Origin of the sequence: Macellibacteroides fermentans (assembly GCF_013409575.1) — a bacterium.
Lineage (GTDB): Bacteria > Bacteroidota > Bacteroidia > Bacteroidales > Tannerellaceae > Macellibacteroides > Macellibacteroides fermentans.
Genome location: NZ_JACCCY010000004.1, coordinates 36,343 through 49,377, shown reverse-complemented (window position 1 = coordinate 49,377; position 13,035 = coordinate 36,343). Strand labels below are relative to the sequence as shown.

Genomic DNA, 13,035 nt, shown 5'->3' with positions numbered 1-13,035 from the left:
TTATTTAGTCAGATTCATTACATAGCCGTTAAACATCAGCAGGTTATTGTACAGCCTGGTATCGGCAAAGGGGTTGATATTGGCCAACTTCATTCTCCAGATTTCTTTTGTACCGCTGTTGTCCAGCACTTTCACCTCGTAATTTCCGGATATATAATCGGCTGCTTTATATAATACGGCGCCGGTAAAAGGATCAATATTCTGGAAATATCCCGCCACGGTTGTACGTGCGCCGGTTTCCACGTCCACCAGCGAGAAGCGGATATCGCTGTATTCGATAACCGCCTTACGGGGATTAACGGGATGAAAGCTGATGGCACTGATCTTTGCATCGGATTCTGTACGGAGCAGCTTCAGCGAATAATCCGGGTTCACCTCATACAGTTCCAGTTGCTTTTCGCTTGTATAGTAATTTTTACGGAGTACATACAGATAGCGGGCATCCGACGAAATCCGGACAACCAGTCCTTGGTTATAGACCTCGTCCGGCGAGCTGATTAACTGCTGACTTCCAACCTGGTTTCCGGTTAAGATGTTGTACACATCAAAACCATCGTTGGTTTGAACAAATAGAAGGTTGTTGTCCGTGAGGCAGAAAAACAAGCCTTGAGTCTGAATCTGAAACAGCAAATTATTAAATGTATTGTCTTTGTAGATATAAAGGATGTTTCTGCTATCCGATACCGCTACATACCCTGTATTGGATGCCTTCATTATACAACCCGTGTGCAGCGTAAGGTTGTGAGCCTTTGAAAAGGTGGGCAAGGCCGTGGATACATCGTACTGATAATAATTTCTGAAGTCCATCCCTACCAGCCGGTTTCCATGCAGGTCTGCCGCCAGTGAAATATGCGCTTCCAGCATTCTGTCGGAAAGAGAACCATATACATAGGGATATGATTTATACTCGGATACATCCGCCGTTAAAGGTAATAGATACAGATGAAAAGAGATCCAGCTTGGAAAGTCGCCTCCGGGTAAAATAATCTCTCCGGACCGGTCCGCCTCCACAATCTTATTTTCATAGCCATATTCCACCACATACTTACAGGGATAGGGATTCGTATTAGTAATCTGAGTACGCAGACTGTTCCGGTTGATGCGATCTCCCTGAATATGTCCGGCCTCAATGGAAGAATAAGACACCGTATAATAAGTTGTGATTTTGACTTGCTGACTATTCCTCAACCGGGCGGCAATCTGATACGATTTATATCCGTAAACATAACTCTGATCCACAAACCAGGTCTGATCCGGGTCGGTAATCGTTGCAAGCAGATGTGGCGTATATTCGTTGCTGTATATTTCGTAGGATACCACATCAAATCCTTGGGGCCTGTCCCAAACCAACTTCAGGTTATTGTTGGCATCTACAGTCTGCCGCACATTCAGCACAGCGCTGTTGTTGGAAGAATCTATAAACTTCAGCTTAAACGTATATTCTCCCACATACATTTCGTACCCTGCCAGTTCGGCCAGACTACCGGTTCCGGTCTTGAAACCTACAATCATTTTAAGTTCATGCTCCTTTCCATCAAGGGGTCCGCCGTTAATATATACACTTCCATTATTTATTCCGGATGAAATATCTCTCCCGTCCAGAAAAAACTTCTGATCTAAGATTTCCTTTCCCCGGGTATCCAGCGAATAATAGAAGTATCCGGATGAATATAGATAAATAACCTGATCGGGATCAACTCCGGCAAGGTCGATGCCAATCTGGAACTGTTCGCTTGGTTTTGGCACGTCAACATAATTATCGTCGTCGCTGTCGTACGCACAGGCAGGCAAGATCAGGGTGCATAGCAAGACAAATGAGAGAAGTTTTAAGCTGACTTTAAAGGATGTCATTGGCTCCATTCTACACTATTATTAATTGAAAGAGCAAATATAATAGGATTATTATGCATAACAATAGATAATGCTTATTTTTCTTTTTTCAAATCAATTGGTTCAGCATACAATAGAAGCAACAAACTGAAATGCAATAGATATCTCTAAGCGTAAGCTGTACTGAGATTAAGTCTTTTCATCGTTTACTTCTACTCTTTTCAATACGAGAAGCTAATCGTTGAACCATGGTCTACTTTTCGTTGGACCTAGGTCAACATATCGTTGGACCATGGTTGAGATATCGTTGGACCATGGTTGAGATATCGTTGGACCATGGTCCAACGATTAGCTCTTCGTTATAAAAAATAGTAATCTTCGTAGCTTTCTTCCTTATTAACAACGGAGTAGATACTAAAGGGTCGCTTGAAAATACATGGAGTGATATCAGTTATTTTCTTTTGTGTTATACAACATATGAAATAACTTTATTGTAAATAAATAATCTATAACTTTGTTTCCGTACAAACATCTGATGAACAAAACGGCTGCTGATTCTGACCTTTTAATTTGGCCCGCAGAAAATAAAACCCTTTTCTGTTTCTCTCACTAAAATAATAAGCGTATACCTGTTCTTTAAATCAAAATTCAATTGTATGAAAACACTATTGTTTACCAGCAGTTTACTTCTTTCTGTATTATTATTTCTGTTTACCGCATGTGATAAGGACGACGAAGAGATAAAAGACTCGACCTTTGAGGTAATTAAATTGAACATGGAAGACCTGCGGTTTGCCGATCTTCCCAATTTAGCCACAATTAATGAGGCTAAGGGGGAGTTTGACTTAGAAAAATACCGGGAAACCGATTCTCTTTTTATTGTATTTCCAAAGGTTAGGGTTAATGGGAGTATACAGCAATTAATATTATACCCAACAAAACTACCTAAAGATATGCCTGTCAGAGGAGATATGTTTTTGTTTTCAGGCGAAATTAAATTCAGCCCATCTACTCCATTTACTCCTATAATACTATCTGAATTTAAGTATTTTTTAAATATTGAAATGTAACCTATTGAAAGACATTTCTTTAAGCGACTGTTTTGGCCCCGAGGAGACGATTACGGGAAAATGACAGATGACAGATCGGTGACAGATAAAAAAGCAATCTATCATTTCTCAACCCGCTGACGGTGTGCCATTTAGATTGGAAAAATGATAGATGACAGATAGATTTTAGTTTTTTGTAATTAAAACGGTTGCATAGGCTGAAATGCCCTCCTGGCGACCGGTAAAGCCAAGCTTTTCGGATGTTGTGGCTTTGATGGAGATGTCATCCGGATCAACAGCCATCACCTCAGCCAACGTTTGCTGCATAGTTGGAATATGATTCTTCAGCTTGGGCTGTTCGGCGCAAACCGTGGCATCAATATTGCCGAGTTCGTACCCTTTCTCCCGCAAAAGCTTCAGTGTATCCCTCAGCAGGATTTTACTATCAATGTCTTTATATGCTCCGGCAGTATCCGGAAAATGATACCCGATATCCCGCATATTGGCTGCCCCAAGCAAAGCATCGCAAATGGCATGAATCAAGACATCGGCATCCGAATGTCCCTGCAAACCCAACGTATGTTCAATTTTAATACCTCCCAACCACAAGGCGCGGTCAGGAACCAGGGCATGTACATCATACCCGAAACCAACTCGAATTTTCATCATCAACTTATTATTATTGTACCAAACTTCTCAATCCGTCCATATCGAAGGAGAGAGAGAAACGAAGCGTCTGGTCCAGCGGATTACTTTGTATCGTACTGATCAGATAAGCTGCATCCAGCTGGAACACGCTCATACGGAAACCGGCACCCAATGAAAAATACTGGCGGTTCCCCTTATTAACATTTTCATAGTAATAACCGCCGCGAACAAAGAACTGTTCATTGTAACTATATTCTGTACCCACAGAAACCATCACCTCTTTCAATTCTTCACTTAATCCGCCCGGAGCATCGCCAAAGGATTTAAATATACCCGATATGGGCGAAAGCGAATTAAAGTCGTCAAGCTTCTTTTGGTGGGCAGCCTGATCTTCGGGGGTGGATCCGGTATATACAGGTACCGTAGGCACCAGGTATTTGTTTAAATCGAGGTTGAAGGAGATCGTATTGTAGTCGTCCAACGGATAAAGCAACGAGGTACCGATCTTCAGGTTGGTGGGTAGAAACTGGTTGGTAGTACCCCCGTCGTACGAAATCTTTGTACCGATGTTGGAGATATTGAATCCGAGCGCCCACAGACATTCACTGCTACCCAATACCACATACTTATTTAGATATCCTGCCACATCCGCCGAGAAGGCATTGCCGGCCTGGATATCATCGTCTACTCCGGCTCCCATATCCGAACGGATGTAGCGTAAGGCTACAGCCATGGAGTAGGATTCGGACAACTTACGCGAATAACTCACATCGAAAGCCATTTCATAGGGTGAAACCTGGTTGTATACGGCTCCTCCGTATTCGGTCATCGCAATCTCTCCCAGCGAAAAATAGCGAAGCGAAGTTCCGATTGCCTGCTGATCGTTGTCGCCCAGCTTATAAAAGCCCGACACATAGGCCATCGCCACATCGTTCACAATTTTACGTAACCAGGGGGTATACGAAAGCGATACGCCTGCCTTACTGTAATGAAATGCATATTTTGCCGGGTTCCAGTACTGCGAATGCACATCGGGGGTGGTTGCGGCTCCAATATCTCCCATACCTCCGCCCCGGGCATCGGGTGCGATGGACAAGGCCGGTACTGCCGTATATATGGGATTGAATGTGTTCTTAATATCCCCGGGCGGATTACCGTTTACCGGAAGGGTCCACAAACAGGCTGCGGCGAGTGTTGCAAGAACGCTTTTTCTTAGATGAGTCATACTTATTGAATACTTGTTAGAAGCTTAAACACTTATAAAGGCGCTTTTATTGTGCCAATATGATTAATTTTTTTGTTTCGGTTGCCTCGCGCGACTGATCGGTGCGTATGGCTGCCCGGTACAGATAGATACCCGGCTTGAGGCGGACTCCGTTTGTACCGGTGAGATTCCATCGGATCGTATAATCGCTGAACAGAGCCGACGAGCCGTTTTCTTTATACGACCATACAAGCTGACCGATCATATTGTATACATATAGCTGAACATCCAGTACGGCTTCGGGACGGTTGTGTGATATAAAGAAGGTTACATCGCTCCGGGCCGGAACCGGACCAGCGGTGAGTTTATACAATACGGGCTTTAAACCTTCAACGACTTCGAAGGTAAAGGTGTGAAGCGACGAATTGTTCTGTACATCCCATACTACAAATTCGGCCGTATGCATTCCGGGCTCGAGGGCGGGTATGGGAAACACGATGCGGCCTTCGCCCTCGGAACCTGCAACCGATTCGTAGTAGCTGTTCAGGTTGTAGCTTTGGGAAATAAGTCCGTCTATCACCAGCATCACATCGTGACCGATGCTGCTTCCGCTGATGTTTACTCCGCTTTCGTCACGCAAATAGGCTACAAACAGCGGGGTGGTATTCACTCTGCCCCCATCCCTGAAGGTGGAATCGTTGAGGTACGCATACAGAATCTCCGGACCAACGGTATCTTTCTGTGCCGAGTCGGAGGTTCCTCCTACCTTAAACTGCAGGAAGGCTCCTTGTGCCTCATCCCTTGTTTGGGTATTTCCGGCATACAGGCTTAATTTTCCGTTGTTATTGGAATACGAGATGTCTTTCGGTACGGTAAAGGAAAAGCTGAACTCCCCCTGACGCACTGAATCTTTACCCGTATACATTACATTGGGATAGGTGGTATAGGAAAAGGGGTTGCCTGTTTTATCGTTGTCGAGGGTGGTAAGCGTCTGCTTGCTGTCCAGCATGGTGGGCGACAAGACACCCGAAAAATCGGTATCCCGCTTTCCATCCGGCGTAAGCACCTCTCCTTTTACAGTAACCTTGTCCAATGCTTTTAGCTGAATAGGCTCGCTTCCCACCGGCTGACCGTTTACCTCCGTTATGCGCATCTCCTTACCGGGATACGATAGGGTAAGGGCCGGATCTCCTATCAATGTAAAGTTTAGTTTGTTGAGGTCGTTCCCCAGGCTCACCTTGGTGGTACGCATGATATCTCCCAGACTAAGCCTTTTACCGCCGTTCTTTACAAAAAGATTGTTTATCAGCTGTTTGTTTATCTGAAAATTAGGGTTGGCATCCACCACCCGGGTGGTGGTGAACAAAGCTATCCCTCCGCTGGTGGGATTAAGGAATACATCTTCGCCGGCCGAGGTATTTACAGCATCGAAACGGGCAAAATCGCAGGTAGCCGTTATCCACAAGGGAAGATAGGGATAGTTGAACTGCTTTATTTCGGATTGGGATAGCACCCCTTCGGCTCCCCAGTAGGCGGTGCTACCGTGACCGGTATAATTTAGAATCATCTGCCCGCTCTTAAGCTCTTTCAGGATACGGGCGTTTACATCCGGATATCCCACCTTCCCTCCGGAAGATTGCTTTTTGTAGGCATCGAAATAAATCTTATTGATCAGAAACTCGGGGTGATTTGTTTCCAGATAATCAGCAAGCAGATTGGCCTGCGACATGTGCAGGTTATTGTCGCCGTCGTCCGCCACAAAGCTTATGTTGTTTTTCCAGGCTCCGGCTGTTTTATTTTCAATGTATGCAATGCTTTTGTTTACGGCAATCTTTGCCTCCTCGAGGGTTCGTACCGGAAACCGACCGATACCGATATCCAGCTTGTCGCCCGACAGGTTGGCTCCTTCCGAATCGTCCAGAAAGCCGAAATAATCGTCGGTCACGTAGGTATACATATTAAGTGACTCCTTTGATTGGTAGGTAAGCAGCAGGTTGAGGTTGGTAAGGTTCTTCCATTCGCTGGTAATCATGCGGTTGTCGAAAGTTCCGTCGCCAAACAGCAACAGATACCGGGGGGCGGTTCCGGCTTGTTTGCCCCGGTCGTAAAACATCTTCATCAACCGCCTGTAGGCTGTGGCATCGGGTGTACCGCTCGAAAACTCGTTGTATACGGGCTCGGGGGTTACAACGGTAACCTTAAGTCCGGATTCCGATCGATGTAGTGCAGCCAGACGCTCGGCCTGTTCCATAAAAGCCGGATGTGTAAGGATTACCATATCTGTCTGTTCCAATGCGTGCAGGTTCTGATTGGAAACCACACCCACGGTTTCGGGAGCCGGAAGTGTTTTTGAGATATCTACGGCTACAAACTCCCTAAGGGTGTTGGATGCCGGAATCGTAAAGGAACATTCCGTTCCGTTCAGGGTAGTCTCCATCTCGACCGGTAGCACCGGGTTGGTAACATCCCATATCTTAACATCGGCAGAGGCCTCCTGAAGCACGAAGCGGGTCACATTGCCCACAGATGCGATGCTGCGAAAAAAGGTATAAGGTCCGTACATCTTGAGTGTACGTACGGCATGCAGCCGGATGTAATCCAGATGCGCCAGGTCGTTGGTGTTACGGCTGTAGGTTATTCCTACCTGTACGTACGGGGTTTTGGCTCCGTTCCAGCTTACCGTGCGCGAAAGTTCCAGCGCTTTGGTATAGGAATCGTCTATGCTGCTTCTGGGAATTGATGCATTTAACAAAGGCTGAGTACCGGCGGTGAGGATTACCAAAGCCTGTCCGGTGGTAGGTTTGGCAATAAACCGGAAGGATATCTTGGCGGGATCGTCCGTAATACCCGGCACGGCAAAGGGGAATGTCTGACCGGTGTTAAGGGAGAACGATTCTCCGAAAAGTTCGCGGCCCGACTTGTTGACCGACACCTGGTCTTTTTCGTGTACAAAATAGTCGTCGTACGTATTAACCTGCAACGAGGCCCCGGTTACCGAAGTCTCTTTGGCAAGGGTCTTTACAGGCGATGTGTCTGAAAGGAAATAATAGCCATAGCTCGAATAGGGATTATTCTCGTGTACAAACGTGGCTAAAGAGGGACTATAGCTCCATTTAACCGGACCTCTACCATAAAAAAGCAGGTAGTTATCCCCTTTATATACGGCTGATTGCGGAAGATCGTCTGCATAAGGCTGTCTGAAATCCTCGTCCAAAGGCCATCCGCCATACCCATACACCGATACCGCCGCCGGATTGGCAAAGCCCATCTTCCGCAGTTCGTCAAAGGTAAATTTATATATTCCTGTTTGAGCCACCCGTATCTTTACCCACCGGCCTTGCGATAGCACCGAAGAGGGGGCATATTCCACTGCAGACGCTCCGAGTGAAGCGCATAGGAAGCATAGAGTTATAAGTAGTGACAAAAAAGGCTTTCTCATGACTTTGTTATCTTACCTAACAAAGAAATCGAGCAATTTATGTTGGCCAATATATCCTTGCAGGTGATCATCAATATGTACCGGGCCCACGCCCACCGGAGTACCTGTATAAATCAGATCGCCAATCTTCAATGTAAAGAAGCGGCTTACATAAGCCACAATCTTATCCACCGAAAAAAGCATGTCGCCGGTATTGCCTTCTTGTACCTTCTGTCCGTTGATATCCAGATGAAAAGAGAGGTTGTCCACCTTTCCCAGCTGTTCCAGCGGCATAAAAGTTCCTGTTACGGCCGAATTATCAAACGCCTTGCTGATTTCCCACGGTAATCCCTGCGAACGGAGCTTCCGTTGCAGGTCACGGGCGGTAAAATCGATGCCTACGGTTACCTCGTTGTAGTAACGGTGGGCAAAACGTTCTGCTATATTCTTTCCCAGACGGTCTATTCTGACTACAATCTCCGTTTCGTAATGAATCTCTTCCGAAAAATCCGGTATAAAGAATGGCTTACCATCCTTAAGCAGAGATGAATCCGATTTCATAAAGATTGTTGGCTCCGCTAATTCTAACGTATGATCCAGCTCTTTATTGTGAGCCGCATAATTCATTCCAACTGCAATAACCTTCATTTTTTAGTTTGTTGAATTCATTCGGTTGAACATTAATGCCAGATGGGCGTATAAGGAGGTGTTCTGTACAACAATATGCTCCGGCACACGGATACGGAAGGGGGTAAAGTTCCAAAGGGCCTTGATGCCTTCGGTTATAATGTGATTGGTTACCTCCTGGGCTTTATCAACCGGAACCGTGATAATCCCGATAGTGGCTCCATACCTCTTTTGCATGGTGCTGAGCTCGCTCATGTGATAAACCGGAATTCCGTTTATCGAAGTTCCGGAAAGTTCTTCGCGGATATCGAAACCGGCTACGATCTCGAGTCCGTACTGACCAAGTCCGGTATCCTGCAACAAGGCAGCCCCCAGGCTACCAACCCCGAACAGGAAGGCTTTATGAGTTGAGTTGAATCCCAGAAAATCTTCCAGCACATCAATCAGCGTGTCTATTTCGTACCCTACCCTGGTTTTTCCGGAGATGTTTACATAAGATAAGTCTTTGGCAACCTGACTGGCATCCACGTTGATCTCTTTGGCTATCTGTGTAGACGAAATCGACGTTTCTCCTCTTTGTTTTAACAACTTCACAAAGGCTAAATACCACGGAAGCCTTCTTAGGGTTGGCTCTGGTACTTTCCAGGTCTGTTTTAATTCATCGTTAGCCATTTGCCGTTAGATTATTTATTTTTTGTGAGGGACAAAATTACAATTTTTTTTACAAACTATAAACAAATGAAGTACATAGTATTGACGTTGGTATCAAAACAAACAGGGTGCATCTGTATCAGACACACCCTATTCATTATATTTAATTTTAAAATTACATGGCTGCCAGCGTTTCGGTAAGGAATGTCCATACTTTTTGAACGGAAGAGATACCTACTCTTTCGTCGGGCGAGTGCGGATATTGCAGATCCGGACCAAAAGAGATCATATCCATATCCGGATAAACCGTTTGAATGATACCACATTCCAGACCGGCATGCATTACTTTTACATTCGGTGTTCTGCCAAATTTCTGTTCGTACACTCTTTGCATGACACCCAGGATCTCCGATTTGATATTGGGTTGCCAACCTCCATACGAGCTACCATACTCTACTTTGGCTCCGGCAAGGGCAAAGACGCTTTCCAGACTTGAACAGATCTGCTCTTTACGACTTTCGGATGAACTACGGGTAAGTATCTTAATCTCGATCAATTGGTCGCTTTTCTTGACAGAAGCCAGATTGGTAGAAGTTTCTACAGTTCCGGGGAAGTCGGCCAACATGCTGATCACCCCGTTCTGGCAACCTTCAATGGCATTGATAAGGTCGTCCTGAATCTCTTCCGGAATAAGGGAAGCGGGCAATTCGGCAGGCTCTGCAACAAACAAAACCGACTCTTCTATTCCCTGATATTCTGTACGGAACATATCCTGATAATCGGCTACCAGTTCCCAAAGCGCTTCTACATTGTCGCCGGGAATGGTGATGATAGCAACGGCTTCGCGGGGGATGGCGTTACGAAGCGATCCACCATCGATACTTGACAACCGTGCTCCATAATCCCGTACCGCCTCTTTCAAAAAGCGGAACATCAGCTTATTGGCATTGGCTCTTCCCAAATGGATATCCACTCCCGAGTGTCCGCCTTTTAAGCCAGTAAGAGATAATTTTACCGCTACATCTCCTTCGGGGATGGCAATATCCTCTTTAAACTGGAAAGATATATTTAAATCGGCTCCGCCGGCACAACCAACAAAAAGTTCACCCTCTTCTTCTGAGTCGGCGTTGATCAGGATTTCTCCTTTAAGGAACCCGGGCTTCAAACCGAAAGCGCCGTCCATACCAACCTCTTCGTCCACAGTAAACAGGGCTTCAACCGGTCCGTGCTTCAGCGTATTGTCCGAAAGCACAGCCAAAGCAAGTGCCACACCGATTCCATTGTCGGCTCCCAGCGTGGTATCTCTTGCGGTTACCCAATCGCCATCGATGTAAGCATCGATCGGATCGGTTTCAAAATTATGTACAGTCGCAGTATTTTTCTGAGGAACCATATCCAGATGGCCCTGAATGATTACAGTCTTGCAATGTTCCATTCCAGGAGTGGCCGGTTTTCTGATCACAATGTTACCGGTTTTGTCCTGCAGGGTTTCAAGACCCGATTCTTTTCCAAAAGCAAGGATATAACGGGTTACCGCATCCATATGTCCTGTTGGACGTGGAATCTGCGTGAGGTCATGGAAATAGCCCCAAACATGCTGAGGAGAAAGATTTCTGATTTCTGCTGCCATAGGAGTTAAAAATTTACTTTGAACAGATAAAATAAAAAAACACTTACTTATTTGCAACCGCCGGTTTGTCTTTACGATTCGTAACCGAGAGTGCTATTATTCCTGCCACGCCAACCAATCCGGTCCAGACTGTCTGCAAGGTATGAACCACCAATGCAAAAGCGGCGGCATCGTTTCCGTTTACATTAAAGCAAACCAGGGTGGCGATTACCATGAAATGCCAGGGGCCGATAGCTCCCTGAACCGGTACAGCCACGCCGATACTACTCATTGTAAAGGCGATCAATCCCACTGAAATACCGAGTTCTTTTGTAAAGTCAAAAGCATAGAACGTTATATAGAAGAAAAGGAAATAGCCTACCCAGATCAATAGGGTATACAGAACAAACTTCGTCTTTTCTTTCATAAACCAGACCGAACGGATTCCATCCCACACATTAGACAACGTTGCTTTGATTTTCTTTACCAGACTGAAATGTTTCATATAGGTAAAAACAAACCATACAACCGCTGCTATAATTACAAGAACCACATAAATCCACAAGGAGGTAAAGGTTGTTTGGAATCCTTGCAGTAACTCGGGATTCTTGGAGAAGAAGCTCAGGAAAAATCCAAAATGGAATACGAATATGAAGGCGGTTATCAACCCAACCATGATTGTATCCATAACACGATCTACCAGTAGTGTACCAAACAGTTTTGAAAACGAAATCTTGTCGTAACGGGATACTACGCCACATCTCCATACTTCGCCAACACGGGGAAGCACCAGATTTACGGCATAATTGCCTAAAACCGCCCAGATTACATTACTTCGTTTCGGATGGTCGCCCGAAGAATTGATAAGCAATTCCCAGCGAAGTGCGCGGATTACATTGGCTCCCGCTCCAAACAACAATGAAAACAATATAATATCATAACGAACGCCTTCCTTAATTACTTTCATAATTACGGAAATATCCATTTTTCTATAAAGAAACCAGAGCAATAATACTCCAAAGGCAAGAGGAAGACATATCTTAAGAATCGTACGGAGCATACTCTTAAATTCCATTACGCATAGGGTACTTTAAATTATTTGTTGTACTTTTGTCCATCTGCAAAGATAAGCATAATATTCAAATACAAACATTTTACACCAAAGAAGTGGATGAGATTGGTAAAACCAAAAAAATCATTAGGACAGCATTTCCTTAAGGATCTGAGCATTGCGCGCAGAATTGCCGAAACGTTGTCTGATTACAAACACCTACCCGTTCTTGAGATAGGCCCGGGAATGGGAGTACTTACTACATTTTTACTTGAAGAGGGACACGACCTTTCGGTGGTTGAACTAGACAGGGAATCTGTTGCTTACTTAAATGAGAATTTCCCTGCATTAGCCGGAAGAATCCTGGCCGAAGATTTTCTGAAACTTGATTTGGAGACTTTGTTTGAAGGTCCCTTCTGCGTAATAGGTAATTACCCCTACAATATTTCAAGCCAGATCTTTTTCAAAGTTCTTGATTACAAGGAAAAGGTGCCTTGTTGCTCGGGGATGATACAGAAGGAGGTGGCCGAACGGCTTGCTTCGGGACCGGGAAAGAAAGCTTACGGTATCTTAAGTGTGCTGCTGCAGGCCTGGTACGACATCGAATATCTTTTTACGGTGGATGCCTCGGTATTTAATCCGCCGCCCAAAGTACAGAGTGCTGTAATCCGTATGGTTCGTAACAAACGGGAGTCGTTGGGCTGCGACGAGAAGCTTTTCAAGTCGGTGATCAAGACCTCTTTCAACCAACGCAGGAAGACGTTACGTAATTCAATGAAACCTCTGCTTGGAAAAGACTTTCCGGATTATGCCTTGCCTATTTTTGATAAACGGCCGGAGCAGCTTTCTGTCGAGCAATTTATAGAATTAACTCATATCACGGATGCCTATCTGAAAAAAACAGGCGGACAGGTGCCGGTAGTATCTGACCTTTCTGAAATAGAATAA

The 13,035-nt window shown here is 45.1% G+C and carries 10 protein-coding genes; 2 read left to right on the top strand and 8 right to left on the bottom strand.

Features of this window, described 5'->3' with window-relative positions; all coding sequences use genetic code 11:
* Positions 1-1,860, bottom strand: a complete 1,860-nt coding sequence (locus F5613_RS12950; protein ID WP_179400076.1) for a hypothetical protein — start codon at positions 1,858-1,860, stop codon at positions 1-3.
* A 626-nt stretch (positions 1,861-2,486) separates the two neighbouring features.
* On the opposite strand from F5613_RS12950, the gene F5613_RS12945 reads away from it, so the two are divergent.
* Positions 2,487-2,900, top strand: coding sequence for a hypothetical protein (locus F5613_RS12945; RefSeq protein WP_179400075.1), 414 nt, complete (start codon positions 2,487-2,489; stop codon positions 2,898-2,900).
* A 165-nt stretch (positions 2,901-3,065) separates the two neighbouring features.
* Here F5613_RS12945 and ispF read toward each other — a convergent pair whose 3' ends face one another.
* The 7 genes from ispF to F5613_RS12910 all read right to left on the bottom strand — a co-directional run bounded on the left by ispF (position 3,066) and on the right by F5613_RS12910 (position 12,111).
* Positions 3,066-3,545: a 2-C-methyl-D-erythritol 2,4-cyclodiphosphate synthase gene (gene ispF, locus F5613_RS12940; protein WP_068186440.1), complete on the bottom strand. Its 480-nt coding sequence runs from the start codon at positions 3,543-3,545 to the stop codon at positions 3,066-3,068.
* Positions 3,546-3,558: 13 nt separating this feature from the next.
* A complete protein-coding gene (gene porV / locus F5613_RS12935; RefSeq protein ID WP_179400074.1) occupies positions 3,559-4,752 on the bottom strand; it encodes a type IX secretion system outer membrane channel protein PorV in 1,194 nt (397 codons plus the stop codon).
* A gap of 46 nt (positions 4,753-4,798) precedes the next feature.
* Positions 4,799-8,170 (bottom strand): type IX secretion system sortase PorU, encoded by a 3,372-nt coding sequence (gene porU / locus F5613_RS12930; RefSeq protein ID WP_179400073.1) that lies wholly within the window; start codon positions 8,168-8,170, stop codon positions 4,799-4,801.
* A gap of 12 nt (positions 8,171-8,182) precedes the next feature.
* Complete coding sequence (locus tag F5613_RS12925; protein WP_068186340.1) at positions 8,183-8,797, bottom strand: fumarylacetoacetate hydrolase family protein; 615 nt, start codon at positions 8,795-8,797, stop codon at positions 8,183-8,185.
* A gap of 3 nt (positions 8,798-8,800) precedes the next feature.
* On the bottom strand, positions 8,801-9,448 hold the full coding sequence (locus F5613_RS12920) for a redox-sensing transcriptional repressor Rex (protein ID WP_179400072.1): 648 nt from the start codon (positions 9,446-9,448) through the stop codon (positions 8,801-8,803).
* A 154-nt stretch (positions 9,449-9,602) separates the two neighbouring features.
* A complete protein-coding gene (locus F5613_RS12915; RefSeq protein WP_179400071.1) occupies positions 9,603-11,057 on the bottom strand; it encodes an aminoacyl-histidine dipeptidase in 1,455 nt (484 codons plus the stop codon).
* A 43-nt stretch (positions 11,058-11,100) separates the two neighbouring features.
* The gene (locus F5613_RS12910) at positions 11,101-12,111 is read right to left on the bottom strand and encodes a lysylphosphatidylglycerol synthase transmembrane domain-containing protein (protein ID WP_179400070.1); all 1,011 of its coding nucleotides are present in this window, start codon (positions 12,109-12,111) and stop codon (positions 11,101-11,103) included.
* A gap of 96 nt (positions 12,112-12,207) precedes the next feature.
* Between F5613_RS12910 and rsmA the strand changes: the two genes are divergently transcribed.
* A complete protein-coding gene (gene rsmA, locus F5613_RS12905) occupies positions 12,208-13,035 on the top strand; it encodes a 16S rRNA (adenine(1518)-N(6)/adenine(1519)-N(6))-dimethyltransferase RsmA (RefSeq protein WP_179400069.1) in 828 nt (275 codons plus the stop codon).